Origin of the sequence: Aliidiomarina sanyensis (assembly GCF_003987175.1) — a bacterium.
GTDB lineage: Bacteria > Pseudomonadota > Gammaproteobacteria > Enterobacterales > Alteromonadaceae > Aliidiomarina > Aliidiomarina sanyensis.
Window position 1 is genome coordinate 59706 of sequence record NZ_PIPM01000008.1, and the last position, 18996, is coordinate 78701.

The window sequence follows — 18996 nt, forward strand, 5'->3', positions numbered from 1 at the left end:
CTTGACCGATTGAGTAAATCAGTAGAAACCATCGACCTCTATTTAGAACCCGCAAACAGTCAACGGTTGGCAAACCTGTGCGGCCCTTTCGACGACAACATTCGCCATCTTGAGCGTCGTTTAGGGGTTGAGGTCGTGTACAAAGACAATCACTTTCGAATTATCGGTCAAGGCGCTCCTGTCCGCGCGACCGAAGACATCCTGAAACACCTGTATGTCGAAACGGCGCCGGTTCGCGGTCGCATGCAAGCCGTTGAGCCCAATCAGGTTCATCTCGCAATCCAAGAAACGCGTGCACTGGAACAAAATGAGGGGCCAGACGACGATGACCCCATGACGTTGATTAAAACCAAGCGTGGGCTCATCAAGCCACGGAATCGGAATCAACAAGAATACGTACGCGCCATCTTGACCAATGACATTAATTTTGGTGTTGGTCCTGCGGGAACCGGAAAAACCTATCTGGCGGTTGCTGCTGCTGTCGACGCGTTAGAGCGCCAAGAAATTCGCCGGATCCTGCTCACACGCCCTGCAGTCGAAGCAGGAGAAAAGCTGGGGTTTCTACCAGGTGATCTCGCACAGAAGGTCGATCCCTACTTACGTCCGTTATACGACGCTCTGTTTGAAATGCTCGGATTTGAAAAAGTCGAAAAACTAATCGAACGGAATGTCATTGAGATTGCGCCCCTCGCCTACATGCGTGGTCGTACCTTGAACGATGCATTTATCCTTTTAGACGAAAGTCAAAACACCACGCAAGAACAAATGAAAATGTTTTTGACGCGGATTGGCTTTAATTCAAAAGCTGTGATCACCGGGGATATTACCCAAATCGATCTTCCCCGCGGACAAAAGTCGGGTTTGCGTCAAGCCATTGAAGTCCTGAATGACGTTGAGGGCATCAGCTTTACCTTCTTCACAGCCAAAGATGTCGTGCGGCATCCGGTCGTCCAGCGGGTTGTTCAAGCCTACGAGTCATTTGAGGCGGAGCAAACCCGCTCGTGAACTACTTCATCGATATCCAAAACGTTGAGCTTCTTCCAGCACGCGAGTCGGACAGCAGCCCTTCATCATCGGACCCTCTGGCTGCGAACGCTGAAGCCATTGTGCAGATTGTCGAACACACCCTCGCCACATTACAAATAGCCGAGGCTGAGTTAACGGTCCGCTTTAGTGATATTTCAGAAGTACAAGCTCTCAATCGCGAGTATCGCGGTAAAGACCGCCCGACCAATGTCCTGTCCTTTCCGTTTGCAGACACGTTGCCTGAAGGTGTTGAGCTTGATGTTCCGTTGCTCGGAGATATCGTTATTTGTGTTCCGGTTGTGGCGGATGAGGCACATGCACAAAACAAGTCGTTTACCCAACATCTGACGCATTTAGTTGTTCATGGAACCTTGCATTTGCTAGGTTATGACCATATAAACGATGATGAAGCCGAGGTCATGGAAGCACTTGAGATACAATTGCTCGGGGAACTTGGCCTTCCGAATCCCTACGTGCATCAACACTTGCCAGACTCGAGGAGTGAGTAACCGTCAATGAGCGATGACAAACCCCAGCCCGGTTCGGGGAACTCAAGGAAATCGTGGGCGCAAAAACTTCTTCAAGCGTTCACAGGAGAACCGACGAGTCGCGAAGAGTTTGTTGACATGATTCAGGACGCGGAGCATCGCGACCTGATTGACCTCGATACGAAAGAAATGATTGAAGGAGTGCTTGATGTCGCCGAGTTAAAAGTTCGCGACATCATGATTCCGCGCTCGCAAATGGTCACCATCGAGAAAGACGCGACCGTCGAAGAGTTCCTTCCCATTGTCATTCAAACTCAACACTCTCGTTATCCGGTCGTCAGTGAAAATAAAGACCATATTGAGGGAATCCTGCTCGCAAAAGACTTACTTGCATTTGGATTTGGACTGGTACAGCAACCCTTTTCTCTTGAGCAAGTCATGCGCCCGGCCGTGATTGTTCCAGAGAGTAAGCGTGTCGACGCGCTGCTCAAAGAGTTTCGATCAAAACGCTATCATATGGCCGTTGTGGTCGATGAATATGGCGGTGTGAGTGGTCTTGTGACAATCGAAGATATCTTAGAAGAAATTGTCGGTGATATCGAGGATGAAACGGACGACGAGGAATCACGTTCAGATATTCGGAAAGTAAGTAATTCGAAGTTCTTGGTGAAGGCTTTAACCACCATCGAAGACTTTAATGACTATTTTCACACCCAATACGGCGATGATGAGTACGATACCATCGGGGGACTCGTAGCGCACACATTCGGCCATCTACCCGAGGTCGGCGAGACCGTCACGATGGGCGAGTTGCATTTTAAGGTCACCGCTGCTGATCGCCGTCGTATTCAACAATTGCAGGTCACGATTCCAAGCGAGTAAGGCTTGGGCTGAGGAGAGAATTTGATGCTCACGTTGATTCGAGCAAAGCTTCTTCATCCGCGGTGGCGTCGTGGGCTCGCTATGCTGCTTGGTGCACTCACGGTGTTTACCTATGCACCTTTTTATCAATCATGGCTTATGCCCATCTTGCTTGCCGGCTGGCTTATTTTGTTGGCGCACGAGCAAGCGCCGAAACCTGCGTTTTGGAACGGATTTTTCTTCGGTTTTGGTTGGTTCGCTGCGGGCATCAGCTGGGTCTACGTCAGTATCGATCAGTTCGGCGGCTTGCCGTTTCTCCTCTCTGTTTTTGTCATGGCACTACTGTGTGCTTATTTGGCGCTATTCCCCGCACTCGCAGCCGCACTTTGGCTAAAAATACGCGCGCGCGCTCGGGCTGCCGCATTGCTTTTTTTCCCACTGATTTGGCTTGTGACGGAGTTTCTCCGAGGGTGGCTTCTCACCGGATTTCCTTGGCTTGGTCTGGGCTACTCACAGACCGGGTCGACACTCGGAAATTTTGCTCCACACATCGGTGAAGTGGGTATTACGGTCATTCTCTGGGCAAGCGCAATTGGACTCGCCTATACATGGCTGCGTAGACGGTTGGAGTGGTTGCTTATTCCCGCTCTGTGCCTTGTTGTGGCGGTCAGCGCCGATCGGTTGAATCCAATGCAACTTACCGGTGAGACGACCCACGTTGCCCTCGTCCAAGGGAATGTGGTGCAAGAGCTGAAATGGAACCCTGATGAACAATGGCCTAACTTTCACACCTACTTGGATTTGACCGAACCGTTTCTCGACCATGATTTGATCATTTGGCCAGAGTCAGCGATCACCTTTATCGAGCCTATGGCACAACCTCAACTCAGCGATCTCGATGCGTACCTTCGTGAAAATCAAACGACGCTTATTAGCGGAATTATTGATATGGATCGTCGCAGTGGCGAGTTCTTTAACAGTATGATTGTTCTCGGAGAGCAATCCGGTGGTCATTGGTATTACGGTCACGCAAATCGCTACAGTAAACACCAACTTCTCCCGATCGGTGAGTTTGTACCTTTTGAGCAAGTACTGCGACCCTTGGCCCCGCTGTTCGATCTTCCCATGTCATCGTTTTCACGAGGACCGTTTATCCAAGAGAATCTCGATGCCAACGGACTCATGATCGCAGCGAATATTTGTTATGAAGTGGTCTTTAGCCGGCAAATACGAGCCAACGTGAACGCCCGCACCGACATGTTACTCACGATCAGTAACGACACATGGTTCGGTAACTCACATGGTCCGCACCAGCACATGGAAATTGCACGCATGCGTGCTCGTGAACTCGGTCGGCCGATGCTTCGCGCCACAAATAACGGGATTACTGGAATCTACAATGAGCAAGGGGTTCGAATCGTGCAGGTACCGCAATTTGAAGCCGCGGTTGCCAGTGCGCACGTCGCGCATGTGACGGGGACAACTTTTTTTAGCCGCTTCGGTGCAGGCCCCGCTTGGTTGCTTTCATTGCTACTTTTTTTCTGTGCCAGGCCGCAAATCATCTCACGAAGCAACGCGAGCAAGGCGTAGTCAAAAAGCCTTAAAAACTATACACTATCGAGCTAGACCAGCCGAATCAGTTCAACTCATAGGAAAACAACCATGAACGAGATATTTGGTGCCATTCTATTCACCGTATTTGTGGCCTCTGCAGGCCTCGGAATTGCAAGTATTGTGTGTGCGGTTTTGCCGTCAACGGTCACAGAGAACGAACAAGAGCGTGCCCGTGATAAAGTCGAGTACGTGTTTTTTGGAGCGGCCGGCGTCATCATTGCGTTGGTGATGGTGCTCGCAATGGTATTTAACGCCAGCTAATCAAAGCACCGAGGGCTGTATCACGCCTCTTTGTTGGACCTTTGACTTTTGATAAAAGCGAAGTTCGAGAAAAAGAATCAACAGGTAGTAATTTAATGACGCGGAAAATCGACGAGCAATATCAACCATCAACTCTAGAAGCTGAAGTTCAGGAGCGCTGGGAACGCGAGCAGGTGTTCTCTGTGCAAGAAGACAGTGCGAAAGAAAAATTTTATTGTCTTTCCATGTTTCCCTACCCAAGTGGCAAACTCCACATGGGTCACGTCAGAAACTACACCCTGAGCGATGTTGTTTCCCGATATCAGCGTCTCCACGGTAAAAACGTGCTGCACCCAATTGGCTGGGACGCGTTTGGATTGCCCGCAGAAAATGCTGCAATTCAACACAAAACAGCACCGGCACACTGGACCTACCAAAATATTTCCGAAATGCGCAAGCAGTTGAAAACGCTTGGGTTTGGCTACGATTGGAGCCGTGAAATTGCAACCTGTCATCCCGAGTATTATCGATGGGAGCAATGGTTCTTCACCAAACTGTATGAGAAGGGGTTGGTCTACAAGAAAAATGCAACCGTGAACTGGGATCCAGTCGATCAAACCGTGCTTGCCAATGAACAGGTGATCGATGGTCGCGGATGGCGCTCAGGAGCGCCTGTTGAGCAGCGCGAAATCCCGCAGTGGTTTGTTCGTATCACCGCCTACGCTGAGGAATTGCTGAATGACTTAGACCAACTCGATGGGTGGCCCGATCAAGTCAAAGCGATGCAGCGCAACTGGATTGGGCGCTCCGAAGGTGTTGAGATCACCTTCCATGTAGACGCCTTAGATCGGGACCTCAAAGTATACACCACACGCCCTGATACCTTTTTCGGGGTGACCTATATGGCCGTGGCAGCTCAGCATCCAGTCGCACAGCATGCTGCACAACAGACACCAGAAGTTGCGGAATTTGTTGAATCCTGTAAGCAACAAAAGGTTGCTGAGGCCGATCTTGCAACCATGGAAAAGCGAGGGATTGCCACTGGATTCACCGCAACCCATCCATTGACCGGCGAGCAAATCCCAATTTTCGTCGCTAACTTTGTCTTGATGGATTACGGGACCGGCGCCGTTATGGCAGTTCCCGCACATGACCAACGAGATTTCGAGTTTGCCACCACCTATCAATTACCCATTAAGGCCGTGATTCAAGGTGAAAGCGAACATGATTACAGCACCGGTGCGATGGTCGAGAAAGGTACCCTCATCAATTCTGATGAATTCGATGGACTCTCGTCTGCAGACGGATTTAACGCGATTGCCGATAAGCTACAAGCAATTGGCAAAGGCGAACGTCAAGTGAACTATCGCCTCCGCGATTGGGGTGTCTCGCGCCAGCGTTATTGGGGCACTCCCATTCCGATGTTGAACTTAGGCAATGGCGAATCTGTCCCAGTACCGGAGCACGATCTGCCGGTTAAACTGCCTGAAGACGTGGTCATGGACGGTGTGACCTCGCCCATTAAAGCAGACCCAGAATGGCGTCAAACCACCTATCAAGGATTGCCAGCAGAGCACGAAACGGACACCTTTGATACCTTTATGGAGTCAAGTTGGTATTACGCGCGCTACTGTTCACCGCGCCATGAAGATGGGATGCTCGATCCAGACAAAGCCAATTATTGGTTGCCGGTCGATCAATACATCGGTGGGATTGAACACGCGATTTTGCATCTTTTGTATGCGCGTTTCTTCCACAAACTCCTGCGTGATACCGGCTTTGTTCAATCCGATGAACCTTTCAAGCGTCTCTTGTGTCAAGGTATGGTGCTTGCTGATAGTTTTTATCGAGAAGACAGTAAGGGTGGTAAAACATGGTTCTCTCCTGCCGATGTTGAGATAACCAAAGGCAATGAGAGAGGGGAAGTCCTCGAAGCGGTCTATGTCAAAGATGGCAAACCTGTATTCCATGCGGGTATCAGTAAGATGTCGAAATCGAAGAACAACGGGATCGATCCGCAAACCATGGTTGATCGGTTTGGGGCTGACACGGTTCGCTTGTTCATGATGTTTGCTGCGCCACCTGAGCTCACGTTGGAATGGTCAGATGCAGGCGTTGAAGGCGCCCATCGCTTCCTTCGCCGTTTGTGGAAATTGGTCTATGACTTCCAAGACTTTGCCGGACATTATCCAGTTGATGCGTCGTTATTGAATAGTGCGCAGAAAGCACTGCGACGGGAAACCCACAAGACCATCGCAAAAGTGAGCGATGACATGGGCCGTCGGCAAAATTTCAATACCGCGATTGCCGCCATTATGGAATTGTCGAATCATCTTCAGAAGGCACCACTTGCAACGGATGCAGATAAAGCGCTCATGCAAGAAGCATTGAATGCGATAGTGGTAATGCTCTCACCGATTACGCCCCATATTTGTGATCACATGTGGCGGGCACTCGGGCATAGCAGTGACCTCAATTTCGCGCAATGGCCAGACGTTGACCAAGATGCATTGATTGAAGATGAGAAGCTCATTGTCCTGCAAATCAATGGGAAAGTTCGCGCGAAGATCACGGTTCCTGCGGATATCGATAAGTCCACCATCGAAACGTTAGCCTTAGAGCAACCGCAGATACAGAAATACACCGCGGAAGGCACGGTACGTAAAGTTATTTATGTACCCGGTAAATTGGTGAATATCGTTGTTGCCTAAACGTCACCCATATTTCATCCAGCAACGAGTAACGCGGATCGGCGCGTTGCTCGCACTGATGTTCTTGCTGGTCGGCTGTGGGTTTCAGCTCCGCGGTGATTATCAAGTATCCGCCCAAATCGAGCAGCTTGCACTGGAGGGGCAACGAGGCAGTGAAATTTTGCTCCGCATTGAAGAAAATTTTGTTCAACGTGGCATCACCTTGGTTGAACCGGCTCCGGGCGTCACCCATGTCGAACTCGGTTCCGACCGGCTTGATCGACGTATCCTTTCCATGTTGTCTTCGGGACAGGTCGCAGAATATGAACTCATCTATGTGTTGCCTGTGACCATCACAACGCAGTCCGGGGACACGCATCAACACGAGATACAAATTCTACGAGACTATCAAGATGACCCTGACTTTGCGTTGGCAAAACACCGGGAGCTCGAGCTGTTAGTTAGCGAGATGAGGAGTGATGCCGCTCGCCGTCTTCTTCTCCTCCTGAATCGAATCACGTGGGAGTAGTGTTGACAATGCAGATACAGGGAACCCAGCTCACCACGCATCTGCAACACGACCTAAAGCCTGTTTATATGGTATTTGGGGATGACCCTTTTTTACTGAATCAAGCCCTCGATACAATTCGCGCAGCCGCCAAACGGCATGGGTTTGACGAGCGTCAACGCTTTACCCAAGACAAAGCGTTCGCTTGGGAACAGCTGAATGAGGCGGGTCAGGTGATGTCCCTCTTCACAACCAAGCAATTAATTGAGCTTGAACTGCCCGATGCCAAACCCGGCCGTGATGGTGGACAAGCATTGCAGGCATTTATCGAACAGCAATCGGAAGACCAATGTCTCTTGGTTTTCGGACCTCGCCTGCGCAAAGATCAGCAAAAAGCAAAGTGGTTTACCTCCTTAAGCCAACGGGGCGTGTTCGTTCCGCTCTATACACCTGAGAGACGCCAACTCCCCCAGTTTATTCGCGAGCGCGCAGCCTTTCACGAAGTTACCTTACTGCCGGACGCCATTGAGCTCCTGAGCGATTGGTACGAAGGCAACTTACTTGCTCTCGATCAAGCGCTCGCGCGGGCCGCCTTGGTCGGTACATCCGAGCCCATCCATGCCGATATTATTCGTAAGACGAATGAAGACAACAGTCGTTTCGATATTTTTGGTTTGCGGGACGCACTGCTTGCAAATCACTATGCGCAATACCTGCATTGTTTAAATCGACTCCTCGAAACAGGCACCGAACCGACGCTTATTCACTGGACATTGCAAAAGTTACACCAAGCGGTGGGAGCAATCCGTCGTGCCCAACTGGCAAACACGCCCTTGCAGTCCTTATGGCAGCAAGAACAAATATGGCCTTCTCAGCAATCGGCATTTCTCGCCTTAGTACAAAAACAAAGTCCCCAAGCACTTCTTGCTCAAAGTCAGTTGCTTGATCGAATTGAACGAGCCATCAAACGCGACTCTGGAGAGAGCATTGCAACGCTGGCAGCCCATTTTGGCCTGATTATGACTCAGCCAAACCTAACGGAGAACTTGGCTCCATTGGCCGGTATTCAGCGAAGCAAAGGGGTAAGATATGCAGAGTAACGCGCCCCGCAAAGTTGCTATTTTAGGGGGAACATTTGATCCGGTGCATTGGGGGCATCTAAAACCCGCGCTCAGACTTGCAGATAGCTGCGGATGGGATGTTATCCATCTGCTACCGACCTGTGCTCCGCCGCATCGACAACAGCCGGAAGTTCTTAATACGCATCGACTCGGTATGCTGGACGCGGCAGCAGGACTGGATCCTCGCCTAGTCGTAAATGATTGGGAGCTTCGTCAAGGCCTTCCTTCTCGTACCTTGCCGACTCTCAAACACTTTCGTGAGCGGTGCCCAAATGCAACGCTGGTCTTTATTATCGGCATGGATAGTTTGTTAAACCTGCCGGATTGGCTTCATTGGGAGCGTTTGTTTGATTATGCTCACTTTGTCGTGATGCCTCGTCCTGGATATACACTCGAAGATGCCCGTCCCGAAGTAGTCGACCTCCTCGCAAAGCGACGCATCAGCATGTCAGAACTTGAGTCAGGGCACGGAGGCATTTTCCTTGCTGAAGCCTATGACGTCCCCATTTCTGCAACGGAACTTCGAGCTCAACTCGCCGGTCAGACAGAATGTCCCGAATTTCTGCCCGAACCTGTGTGGCAGTACATTCAAAAGCACCACCTTTACGGTGTTCGCTAGCTGCACGATAACAACGACTCGTGGTACACTTGCGCGGTTAACAACCCCCATAGGAGAGCATTTGCTTTGCAAACTGAAGAATTACGCGATTTCGTTCTCGATAAGATCGACGATTTAAAAGCCCGGGATGTGCAAACCCTGGATGTACGAGGTAAGACCGATGTCGCCGACTTTCTCGTGATCTGTTCAGGAAATTCAAAAACCCATGTTCGGAGTATCGCCAGCCATGTTGCGGTCGAAGCGAAACATGCGGGAGAAAAACCGCTAGGCGTGGAGGGTGAGTCTGACGGCGAGTGGGTTTTGGTCGATTTCGGAACCGTCGTTGTTCACATCATGCAAGATAGCACACGCGATTTTTACCAACTTGAGAAACTTTGGGGTCATTAAGCGACCATGCGTTTACAGCTCATCGCCGTGGGACAGAAGATGCCCTCATGGATTCATGAGGGATATCATGAGTATGCTCGGCGAATGCCTCCAGAGCTCCCTCTCGACCTCGTCGAGATTGCCGCTGGGAAGCGCAGTAAAAAGGCAGATATTCAGCGTTTGACGGTGCAAGAGGGTGAGAAAATGCTCGCCGCAATCAAGCCAGGAACCCAGGTTGTCGCTCTGGAAGTCGATGGTAAGCCATGGGATACCCACCGGCTATCAGAGCGCATGCAAAAATGGCAACTTGATGGTCGCGACGTCGCGTTTCTCGTGGGTGGTCCAGAGGGTCTGGCCCCAGAGTGTAAAGCACGGGCTGATGAAACATGGTCCTTGTCCCCCCTAACCTTGCCCCACCCGATGGTCCGTGTCATTATCGCTGAAGCGCTCTTTCGGGCGTGGAGTCTTTTAAATAATCATCCGTACCACCGCGAATAATTATGAATAGAAAACGGGTCCCGATACGGAATCATCAGGCAGAAGCAGCACTTTTTACTCGCCGAGCGATTGTATCGATAGGCATCGTTTTTATCGTGTTTGCGGTATTACTGACTAATCTGTACAAATTACAAGTGACCAGTTTTGCAGAGTTTCAAACTCGGTCGAACAGTAATCGCATCACGGTCCTGCCTGTGGCTCCGAACCGCGGTCTCATTTATGACCGTAATGGCGTGCTCCTCGCCGATAATATCCCCGTTTATTCACTCGAGGTTTCCCCGTTAGAGGCCCGCAATTTGCAGGATACCCTGCAGCGGTTGCAAACTCTTCTCGAATTGCCCGAAGGCGTCATTTCTGATTTCAACACGCGGCTGAGACAAGCGCGCCGTTTCCCGAATGTGACCTTTGTCGATAACCTCACGGAAGACCAAGTTGCACGCTTCGCGACCAATCAACATCATTTTCCAGGGGTAACGATTGAAGGCCGTTTGCAACGGTTTTATCCACATCGCGACCTCTTTACGCATACCATCGGTTATGTAGGCCGTATTAATCAACAAGATGTCCAAATGCTCCGTGAACAAGAGCGGTACGCAAACTACGCAGCAACCCGCACCATCGGCAAATTAGGCATTGAGCGGTTTTATGAAACCAAGCTCCACGGCACCGTCGGCTACCAAACGGTTGAGGTAAATAATCGGGGGCGCGTTGTTCGTACACTAGATTTCACGCCACCAAAACCAGGCACAGACCTTCATCTCGAGCTTGATATTGGCATGCAAGAAATTGCCCGCGATCAACTCCGTGACCGGCGTGGCGCCATTGTAGTGATGGATGCCAATACCGGTGGCGTGCTAGCGATGTACTCCAATCCAAGCTACGATCCCAATCTTTTCGTGAGTGGGATCTCGACCGTCGATTATCGCGCCCTGCTGAATAATCCAGCCAACCCATTAATCAATCGCGCAACCCAAGGACGCTACCCACCCGCATCGACAATTAAACCTCACCTCGGATTGTTGGCACTGCACGAGGGCGTTATTACAGCTGAGACCCGTATTTGGGATCCTGGGTACTTTCGGCTCGAAGGGGTCAACCGACGCTTCAGAGATTGGCGGCCTCACGGCCATGGCTGGGTGACCGTGACGCGAGCCATCGCAGAATCTTGCAACGTCTTTTATTACGACGTGGCCAACCAGCTTGGTATCGACTCAATTTCCAGCTTTATGCGCGAGTTTGGCTTTGGTCAACAAACCGGAATTGATATTCGTGAAGAAAGTGCTGCGATCATGCCGGACCGAGGATGGAAGCGTGCGCGGTTTAACGAGCCATGGTATGCCGGAGAAACCTTATCGGTGGGAATCGGTCAGAGTTTTTGGACGGTAACGCCTATTCAACTGGCCTACTCGACCGCTATTTTGGCGACAAACGGCAACCGCCCACAACCCCGCTTGTTGCGAGGAACCGGCGAACGGCTTGTACCTGAGTTAATCGAACCCTATCATCTGCCTCCCATTGAGAACGTGGCAGACCGCCATTGGATGACCATTCGCAAAGGGATGGAGGAAGTCATTACCTCCCGGCAAGGAACCGCTTGGACTGCATATCGTGGTGCAACGTACACAACCGGCGGTAAAACCGGCACGGCACAAGTCGTCCGCATCGGTGACGATGTACAACAGCGTCCCGATGTTGAAGAGGTCGAAGAGCGATTCCGTGATAATGCCACCTATATTGGTTATGCACCTGCGGATAAACCCGAGATTGTCGTGGCCTTAGCTATCGAAAACGTGGGTGGTGGTGGACGCAATGCCGCGCCGGTGGCGCGTGCGGTAATGGATTTTTACTTCGCCGATGAGGCCACGCGACAACTCAAATTACAGGAAATCAGAGCACGGGAGGCGTATGCAAACGACTGAAGAACGGCAACGCAACCCGTGGTTAGCAAAGCTACACATTGATGGCCCACTGCTCTTGGGGATTCTGGCCCTTGGTATCGTCAGCCTATTTGTGATCTATAGTGCCGGAGGCCAAGATGTCGGCCTCGTTTACCGTCAGGCCATTCGCCTCGGCGTCTCGCTTGTGGTTCTCGTCGTGGTTGCTCAAATCTCGCCTCAAACGTGGCGTACATACGCCGTCCCGTTCTACTTAATTGGCGTGGTATTACTCATCCTCGTGTTGTTTTTCGGAGAGGTTGGAAAAGGAGCGCAACGCTGGCTCAATATCGGTATCACACGGATTCAACCCTCTGAGATTCTTAAATTGGCGGTTCCGATGCTTTTGGCTTGGTACTGTTCAAAAAGCCAGATCCCGATTCGTTTCTTCCATGTATTCGCGGGCCTCGTGTTTGCATTGATCCCCACCCTATTGATTGCCCGACAACCGGATCTAGGGACTGCGATTTTGGTCGCGAGTTCTGGGATTTTTGTGCTGTTCCTCGCGGGCATGAGTTGGCGTCTCGTATCTGTGGGCGGTGCACTTGCAGCGGCGAGCTTGCCCCTGTTCTGGTTTTTCTTGCTGAGAGACTATCAACGGCAACGTATCTTGACCTTCTTGAACCCCGAAAGCGACCCTTTAGGGAGTGGCTATCATATTATTCAATCGAAAATCGCAATCGGTTCAGGTGGTCTCGAGGGCAAGGGGTGGCTCCAAGGGACCCAGTCTCAACTCGAATTTCTTCCCGAACGACACACGGATTTTATATTTTCTGTATTCGCTGAGGAATTTGGCTTCTTTGGTGTGGTCGGATTGTTAATCCTATATGGGTTTGTCATTTTTCGTGGCATGCTAATTTCGATGCGAGCACAAAGTAATTTTGGACGTCTGCTTGGGGGCAGTCTTATTCTGACGTTCTTTATCTACGTACTCGTGAACATTGGGATGGTTTCAGGGCTCCTTCCTGTCGTCGGTGTCCCACTTCCGCTGATTAGCTATGGCGGCACATCCATGGTGACCATGATGGCAGGATTTGGCATGTTGATGGGTATTGCGACGCACCGACGTCTGGTTATAAGTCAATCCGGATAGTTCGCGCTCGCAGTCACTTGGCGTTTTAAAAATATAACCATTACAACAAAGGTGAAGTATGAAAGCGTTGCTTGGGGTTTTCGTGGCGACTCTCGCCATCCTATCAATCATGTTTACAGCGTTTCCCGCCTTCGGCGATTGGTCGGAAGCGGAACGTCAATTCATCCAAGAAATGCATGAAAAGCATCAGATTCCTCCAGAAGAAACTGAAGCGTTGCTACGCGCAGCAAACAAGAGCCAGCCGATCCTCGATGCGATTAGTCGTCCTTGGGAAGCGCGTCCTTGGTATGAGTACTACACCATCTTTCTTACTGAGCGTCGGCTCCAAGAAGGGTTAGCCTTCTGGGATAAACATGCGGATACCCTTGAACGAGCCCGTAAAGTGTATGGAGTTCCGGAAGAGGTTATCGTTGCAATTTTAGGGGTAGAGACGTACTACGGCGGTGTCATGGGGCGTCACCGAGTTCTTGATGCACTCTATACCCTTGGCTTCCACTTCCCCCCTCGCCAAACTTTTTTCCGTAGTGAGCTGGCTCAATTTATGCTGCTGACCCGTGAAGAAAATCTTCCGGCCCACGAATTGATGGGATCCTATGCCGGCGCTATGGGATTTGGACAATTTATTTCCTCGAGTTACCGACACTATGCAGTCGATTTTGATGGGGATGGTCAGCGAGATTTATTGACCAACGTGGTCGATGCAATCGGAAGCGTTGCCAACTACTTTGCGCGGCACAACTGGCGTGATGCTCAACCCATTGCAGTGCCGGCCTGGGTAAGCGCTGACACGGACGTGAGTGCCTTGACGAGTGGGCGTGGCACGGTTCTAACGCACACTGTTGATGAACTTCACAAGCAAGGCGTTCGCTTTATCACGGCACTCCCCGGTGAATCACGCGCACGCCTCTTTGCCTTCGCGGAAGAAGACGGCAGCTATTCCTACTGGGTTGGATTTCAGAATTTCTATGCGATCACTCGGTATAACCACAGCCCACTTTATGCCATGGCGGTCTTCCAACTCGCAGAGCAACTGCGTGCGCATCGCGTGACACAGGATGCACAGTAATGCGCGGTATTGGGTGTTTATTTCTATCGTTAGTCGCGCTAGGACTGGTCGGCTGTAGCAGTCAGCCCGAGCAGGGGCGCTATCGTCTTGCAAGCGACGAAGCGCCTCTCAGAACACCGACTGCAGCAGAACTCTATCCTCTGACCCCCCGTCCTGAAGCAATTGGTCGACGTGGCAACCTACCCTATGAAATAAATGGCCAACACTATCGTGTGCTTTCCGATGCGAATGGTTTTGTGGAAGAAGGTATTGCAAGTTGGTATGGCCAAAAATTTCATGGGCACCTGACGTCTCTCGGCGAGCATTACGACATGTATAGCTTGTCAGCAGCACACAAGACGCTTCCTCTGCCCACATGGGTTCGGGTGACCAACCTTGAAAATGGTAAAAGTGTGATTGTGCGTGTGAATGATCGGGGGCCATTTCATAGTGATCGGGTAATCGATCTCTCGTTCTCTGCCGCGTACGCTATCGATATGCATCGACGCGGTACGGCACCGGTTCGCGTTGAGGCCATCACCTTTGATCAGCCTGGTTTTGATGATATCCCCGCGCACTTTATTCAAATTGCTGCAGCGCGCGAGCAATCAAACCTCGAGCGACTTGCAACTCAGTTAAAAGAAAATTATCAACTGAGCGCAACTACCCGGTATCAAAATGGTCTGAATCGTCTGTATATCGGGCCCTTTACTGAGCGACAAACCATACACTGGATAAATCAATTGCAGCAGGACGGGTTTCAAGGCATTTTTCGTGTCCCCGTGGAAAACCTGCCGTAAATACCATGTGAAGACGTTCCGATACAGACCATAAATTGCTATACTCGTGCCCCTTTTATCGCCACATCCACTCGGCAGAAAGGCGCGCAAGAACCTGATTCTAACAATGAGACGAGAGATGAAGACTGACATGAACAGCCGCAAAATTCTGTTTACTCCGCTGGTTGCTATGGTGGCATTCCTATTAAGCGTTTTTACCGTCCATGCGGTTACTCCACCGGTCCCTCCTGTCAATGCGCGCGCGTACGTGATGATGGATTACACGACGGGTCATATCATCGCGAGCGAGAACGCGGACGAACTTCACGGCCCTGCCAGTCTCGTCAAAATGATGACAAGCTACATTATTGGTCGGGAGTTACAGAATGGCCGCATCGCGCTCGATGATACCGTAACCGTCAGCCAAAATGCCTGGGCACGTAACTTTCCAGGCTCGAGCCTGATGTTTATCGAAGTCGGGCGTGAGGTTCAAGTCGAGGACCTAAATCGTGGCATTATCATTGCGTCAGGAAACGATGCCTGTGTCGCGATGGCTGAGCATATTGCAGGGACCGAAGATGGGTTCGTCAATCTTATGAATGCATATGCACGCGAATTAGGCATGACTCAAACTGTATTTTCTAACAGCCACGGTCTGACTAGCGAGGGTCAGCAAACGTCGGCGCGCGATATGGCCATTCTTGCCCGCGCGCTCATCCGCGACGTACCGGAGCAACATGCGCTTTATTCTGAGCGTGAATTTACCTTCAATGGAATCCGTCAGTACAACCGAAACTCACTCCTGTGGGACCGGACGTTGAATGTTGACGGCTTAAAAACTGGTTACACTCGTGAATCAGGGTATCACCTTGTGACAACCGCTACCGAAGGGGATACGCGCCTTATTACTGTCGTCCTTGGGACCGCAAGCGAAACTGTGCGGGCCGCTGAATCGAAAAAATTATTAAACTACGGCTTCCGCTTCTTTGAAACGGTAAAAGCCTACAGTGCGGGCGAGAAACTCGCATCGCAGCGGATTTGGGGCGGCTCGGTTGATGAAATCGCGCTGGGTACGGGTGAGGATGTTGTGGTCACCTTACCACGTGGACAACGTCAGAACGTCCGAGCAAACTTCGTATTAGATCGGAGTCTGGAGGCACCTCTTGCTGCTGGCGAACACGTGGGGACAGTCAACTTGACGCTGGGTGATGAGGACATTGCAAGCTTCCCGTTGGTCACCCTGGTTGAAGTAACCCAAGGAGGGTTCTTTAAACGGATTATGGATAGTATTCGCAAGAGTTTTAGCGACGAATGAGTTATGTCTGGTTAAACGGAGCAATTGTTCCGGCGACTGAAGCAAAAATCTCCGCTTTCGACCGGGGATTTTTGTTTGCCGATGGTATTTATGAAGTGGTGCCTATCTATTCTGGCCAACCATTCTTATTTGATGCGCACATGGAACGTCTCGAGCGGAGTCTTCGCGAAGTTGAGATACCGCAGCCGGTCAGCCGAGCACATTGGCTTGAAATCATTGCACAGTTGCATGCGCATGCCCCTCTTGAGCATGCAGTACTCTACATCCATATTACCCGTGGTGCTGAATTTCCGCGCAATCATTTACCCTCGCCCAATTTACAACCGACCGTGATGGCGACATTATCTGCATTTACCCCGCCGGTCGGCTCAATAGCGCCTGCACGGGCAACATTGATGGAAGATATTCGTTGGCTCCGTTGTGACATTAAAAGTATCAGTCTGCTCGGAAATATTATGGCGAAGATGGCGGCTCAGCAGGACGGTTCAATTGAGCCTTTACTCCATCGAGCTGGTCGTGTGACAGAAGGTGCTTCGAGTAACTATTTCATCGTGAAAGATGACGTGCTGATTACCGCTCCAGCGGATACATTAATTCTGCCTGGCATTACACGAGATTGGGTTCTGAAGCTCGCCAAAAAGAACGGTATTTCCGTTGAAGAGCGGCCATTTTCTGTCGCGGAACTCTATGCCGCTGATGAGTGTTTCCTCACCAGCTCGACCCGTGAAATCGTCCCCATTGGCACTGTGAGCGGTCAACTGATCAACGACGGTCAATGTGGTCCCATCACTGAAAAATTAATGACGTGTTTTCGAAATAGCCGCCCAAAAGCAGTAAAAAAGGTCAAACATGAAAACCAAATTTGATGAATTACTCGAGTTTCCTTGTGACTTCACTTTCAAAGTGATGGGCGTCGCTTCAGGCGATCTCGCCGACCAAGTGATTGAGGTCATTCAGGCACATGCACCCGGCGATTATAGCCCCGAAATCCGTCCCTCAAGTAAAGGCAACTATTACTCCATTTCGGTTTCTGTCGTGGTCAACAGCAAAACCCACATTGAGACGTTGTATCGAGCCCTTGCCGATATTGATGACGTCCGATACGTTTTGTAAGCCCCTACGTTTTGTCCGGTGTTGCGGACGTAAAAGCACGGTATACTAACCCCATGCATAAACTAGTCATTCGACAACTGCATGACATGCCCTATGAGCCGGTGTGGCGTTCTATGCAAGCATTCACCGACGCGCGCGATGAGCATGCACTTGATGAGCTTTGGATCGTGGAGCACCCTCCTGTATTTACGCAGGGGCAAGCAGGCAAGGCGGAACACCTGTTGGCGCCCGGAGATATTCCCGTGGTTCCTGTCGATCGTGGCGGACAGGTGACCTATCATGGTCCAGGACAGCTTGTGGTATACTTTCTGCTCGATATTCGGCGCCGCAAGATTGGCGTGAGAGAGTTGGTCACAGCGATCGAAAGTAGCATTGTCGACGTTTTAAAATCTTATGGGATCGAGTCCGCTCCGCGTGCCGACGCGCCGGGTGTCTATATCGGCGAAGAGAAAGTCTGTTCCGTTGGATTGCGGATCCGTCGGGGTTGCTCATTCCATGGGTTGGCGATGAACGTCAATATGGACCTCTCGCCATTCTTGCGGATCAACCCCTGCGGCTACGCTGGGATGGTCATGACGCAAACGAGTGCTCATGGCGGCCCAACATCGGTCAAAGAGGCCGCAGATAAAGTGGTTGCTGCCTTTGCTCAGCAGCTGAATTACACTGAACTTGATGCAACAACAGGACTTCCTGAAGCCTATGTCTAAAAGTGCAAACATTGAAGCCGGAGTAAAGCTCCGCGACGCCGACAAAATGTCACTCATCCCAGTCAAAGTGGTTCCCACTGAGCGGGAGCAAATGTTGCGCAAACCAGAGTGGCTCAAAGTCAAATTGCCTGCGTCCACTGAAAAGATCGATCACATTAAGAAAGCGATGCGCAAACATGGTCTTCACTCGGTATGTGAAGAAGCAAGCTGTCCTAATTTGCCCGAGTGCTTTAATCACGGGACGGCGACCTTTATGATTTTAGGGGCTATTTGCACACGACGCTGTCCATTCTGTGATGTCGCGCATGGTCGCCCACTCGCCCCAGATCCCGACGAGCCCGTTAAACTCGGGATGACGATTCGCGATATGGGTGTGCGCTATGTGGTGGTGACCTCGGTGGACCGAGATGATCTCCGCGACGGAGGTGCACAACACTTTGCCGACTGTATCCGAGAAATTCGTGCACACTCGCCAAACATTCAGGTTGAAGTACTGGTTCCTGATTTCCGCGGGCGGATGGATATTGCACTCGACATCCTAGAGGCTGAAGCTCCGGATGTATTTAATCACAACCTAGAGACCGTTCCCCGTCTTTATAAAGCGGCACGCCCGGGTGCAAATTACCAATGGTCACTGGATTTGCTGAAGAAATACAAAGCGCGTCGCCCAGACGTTCGGACAAAATCAGGCCTGATGGTGGGGCTCGGTGAAACCAACGAAGAGATTCTTGCCGTCATGGAAGATTTGCGACGTCATGACGTCGACATGTTGACTATCGGTCAGTATTTACAACCGAGCCGTCATCACATCCCGGTCACCCGTTACGTGACTCCGGATGAGTTTGCGATGTTTAAGGAAGCAGCTGATAAAATGGGCTTTACCCAAGCGGCATCAGGCCCACTTGTTCGCTCTTCTTATCACGCCGATTTACAGGCAGCAGGCATTGAAGTCTCTTAATCGTCTCGAATCCACTCGCGA

Annotated in this window: 20 protein-coding genes; all 20 read left to right on the forward strand. The window is 50.9% G+C overall.

All coding sequences use genetic code 11. The features are described 5' to 3' along the window. Positions 1-9 precede the first annotated feature (9 nt). The 20 genes from CWE11_RS08505 (at position 10) to lipA (ending at position 18975) form a co-directional block, all read left to right on the forward strand. Positions 10-1005, forward strand: coding sequence for a PhoH family protein (locus tag CWE11_RS08505; RefSeq protein ID WP_126777194.1), 996 nt, complete (start codon positions 10-12; stop codon positions 1003-1005). Then, positions 1002-1535, forward strand: coding sequence for an rRNA maturation RNase YbeY (ybeY, locus tag CWE11_RS08510; RefSeq protein ID WP_241971761.1), 534 nt, complete (start codon positions 1002-1004; stop codon positions 1533-1535). The genes CWE11_RS08505 and ybeY overlap by 4 nt, the downstream gene beginning before the upstream one ends. A 6-nt stretch (positions 1536-1541) precedes the next feature. Continuing rightward, positions 1542-2396, forward strand: coding sequence for a CNNM family magnesium/cobalt transport protein CorC (corC, locus tag CWE11_RS08515; RefSeq protein WP_126777195.1), 855 nt, complete (start codon positions 1542-1544; stop codon positions 2394-2396). A gap of 24 nt (positions 2397-2420) precedes the next feature. Beyond that, positions 2421-3965, forward strand: coding sequence for an apolipoprotein N-acyltransferase (lnt, locus tag CWE11_RS08520; protein WP_126777196.1), 1545 nt, complete (start codon positions 2421-2423; stop codon positions 3963-3965). Between the two features lie 72 nt (positions 3966-4037). After that, positions 4038-4250, forward strand: a complete 213-nt coding sequence (locus CWE11_RS08525) for a hypothetical protein (RefSeq protein ID WP_126777197.1) — start codon at positions 4038-4040, stop codon at positions 4248-4250. 107 nt (positions 4251-4357) lie between these two features. Then, positions 4358-6940, forward strand: a complete 2583-nt coding sequence (gene leuS, locus CWE11_RS08530) for a leucine--tRNA ligase (protein WP_126777239.1) — start codon at positions 4358-4360, stop codon at positions 6938-6940. Further along, positions 6930-7448: an LPS-assembly lipoprotein LptE gene (locus CWE11_RS08535; RefSeq protein ID WP_126777198.1), complete on the forward strand. Its 519-nt coding sequence runs from the start codon at positions 6930-6932 to the stop codon at positions 7446-7448. The genes leuS and CWE11_RS08535 overlap by 11 nt, the downstream gene beginning before the upstream one ends. 8 nt (positions 7449-7456) lie before the next feature. Further along, positions 7457-8527 carry a DNA polymerase III subunit delta gene (gene holA, locus CWE11_RS08540; protein WP_126777199.1) on the forward strand — a complete coding sequence of 357 codons (1071 nt, stop codon included), beginning with the start codon at positions 7457-7459 and terminating at the stop codon, positions 8525-8527. Beyond that, entirely contained in the window at positions 8517-9167 is a 651-nt protein-coding gene (gene nadD / locus CWE11_RS08545; protein ID WP_126777200.1) for a nicotinate-nucleotide adenylyltransferase, read from the forward strand. Before holA ends, nadD begins: the two co-directional genes overlap by 11 nt. Before the next feature lie 66 nt (positions 9168-9233). Next, complete coding sequence (gene rsfS, locus CWE11_RS08550) at positions 9234-9554, forward strand: ribosome silencing factor (protein ID WP_126777201.1); 321 nt, start codon at positions 9234-9236, stop codon at positions 9552-9554. Between the two features lie 6 nt (positions 9555-9560). Beyond that, positions 9561-10031, forward strand: a complete 471-nt coding sequence (gene rlmH / locus CWE11_RS08555; protein WP_126777202.1) for a 23S rRNA (pseudouridine(1915)-N(3))-methyltransferase RlmH — start codon at positions 9561-9563, stop codon at positions 10029-10031. A gap of 2 nt (positions 10032-10033) precedes the next feature. Continuing rightward, on the forward strand, positions 10034-11950 hold the full coding sequence (mrdA, locus tag CWE11_RS08560; RefSeq protein ID WP_126777203.1) for a penicillin-binding protein 2: 1917 nt from the start codon (positions 10034-10036) through the stop codon (positions 11948-11950). Further along, complete coding sequence (gene rodA, locus CWE11_RS08565; RefSeq protein WP_126777204.1) at positions 11937-13058, forward strand: rod shape-determining protein RodA; 1122 nt, start codon at positions 11937-11939, stop codon at positions 13056-13058. The genes mrdA and rodA overlap by 14 nt, the downstream gene beginning before the upstream one ends. Positions 13059-13116: 58 nt before the next feature. Beyond that, positions 13117-14124, forward strand: a complete 1008-nt coding sequence (mltB, locus tag CWE11_RS08570) for a lytic murein transglycosylase B (RefSeq protein WP_126777205.1) — start codon at positions 13117-13119, stop codon at positions 14122-14124. Then, positions 14124-14903, forward strand: coding sequence for a septal ring lytic transglycosylase RlpA family protein (locus tag CWE11_RS08575; RefSeq protein WP_126777206.1), 780 nt, complete (start codon positions 14124-14126; stop codon positions 14901-14903). The genes mltB and CWE11_RS08575 overlap by 1 nt, the downstream gene beginning before the upstream one ends. Positions 14904-15021: 118 nt before the next feature. Continuing rightward, a complete protein-coding gene (locus CWE11_RS08580; protein ID WP_241971762.1) occupies positions 15022-16197 on the forward strand; it encodes a D-alanyl-D-alanine carboxypeptidase family protein in 1176 nt (391 codons plus the stop codon). After that, the gene (locus CWE11_RS08585; protein WP_126777207.1) at positions 16194-17063 is read left to right on the forward strand and encodes a D-amino acid aminotransferase; all 870 of its coding nucleotides are present in this window, start codon (positions 16194-16196) and stop codon (positions 17061-17063) included. The genes CWE11_RS08580 and CWE11_RS08585 overlap by 4 nt, the downstream gene beginning before the upstream one ends. Beyond that, a complete protein-coding gene (gene ybeD, locus CWE11_RS08590) occupies positions 17047-17310 on the forward strand; it encodes a DUF493 family protein YbeD (RefSeq protein WP_126777208.1) in 264 nt (87 codons plus the stop codon). The genes CWE11_RS08585 and ybeD overlap by 17 nt, the downstream gene beginning before the upstream one ends. Positions 17311-17363: 53 nt before the next feature. After that, on the forward strand, positions 17364-18017 hold the full coding sequence (lipB, locus tag CWE11_RS08595; RefSeq protein ID WP_126777209.1) for a lipoyl(octanoyl) transferase LipB: 654 nt from the start codon (positions 17364-17366) through the stop codon (positions 18015-18017). Then, positions 18010-18975: a lipoyl synthase gene (gene lipA, locus CWE11_RS08600; RefSeq protein WP_126777210.1), complete on the forward strand. Its 966-nt coding sequence runs from the start codon at positions 18010-18012 to the stop codon at positions 18973-18975. Before lipB ends, lipA begins: the two co-directional genes overlap by 8 nt. The last annotated feature ends 21 nt before the right edge of the window (positions 18976-18996 follow it).

Coding starts and splice junctions, on each gene's coding strand:
- corC (WP_126777195.1), top strand. CDS start 1,542: ATGAGCGATGACAAACCCCAGCCCGGTTCGGGGAACTCAAGGAAATCG.
- lnt (WP_126777196.1), top strand. CDS start 2,421: ATGCTCACGTTGATTCGAGCAAAGCTTCTTCATCCGCGGTGGCGTCGT.
- CWE11_RS08525 (WP_126777197.1), top strand. CDS start 4,038: ATGAACGAGATATTTGGTGCCATTCTATTCACCGTATTTGTGGCCTCT.
- holA (WP_126777199.1), top strand. CDS start 7,457: ATGCAGATACAGGGAACCCAGCTCACCACGCATCTGCAACACGACCTA.
- nadD (WP_126777200.1), top strand. CDS start 8,517: ATGCAGAGTAACGCGCCCCGCAAAGTTGCTATTTTAGGGGGAACATTT.
- rlmH (WP_126777202.1), top strand. CDS start 9,561: ATGCGTTTACAGCTCATCGCCGTGGGACAGAAGATGCCCTCATGGATT.
- mrdA (WP_126777203.1), top strand. CDS start 10,034: ATGAATAGAAAACGGGTCCCGATACGGAATCATCAGGCAGAAGCAGCA.
- rodA (WP_126777204.1), top strand. CDS start 11,937: ATGCAAACGACTGAAGAACGGCAACGCAACCCGTGGTTAGCAAAGCTA.
- mltB (WP_126777205.1), top strand. CDS start 13,117: ATGAAAGCGTTGCTTGGGGTTTTCGTGGCGACTCTCGCCATCCTATCA.
- CWE11_RS08575 (WP_126777206.1), top strand. CDS start 14,124: ATGCGCGGTATTGGGTGTTTATTTCTATCGTTAGTCGCGCTAGGACTG.
- CWE11_RS08580 (WP_241971762.1), top strand. CDS start 15,022: ATGAAGACTGACATGAACAGCCGCAAAATTCTGTTTACTCCGCTGGTT.
- CWE11_RS08585 (WP_126777207.1), top strand. CDS start 16,194: ATGAGTTATGTCTGGTTAAACGGAGCAATTGTTCCGGCGACTGAAGCA.
- ybeD (WP_126777208.1), top strand. CDS start 17,047: ATGAAAACCAAATTTGATGAATTACTCGAGTTTCCTTGTGACTTCACT.
- lipB (WP_126777209.1), top strand. CDS start 17,364: ATGCATAAACTAGTCATTCGACAACTGCATGACATGCCCTATGAGCCG.
- lipA (WP_126777210.1), top strand. CDS start 18,010: ATGTCTAAAAGTGCAAACATTGAAGCCGGAGTAAAGCTCCGCGACGCC.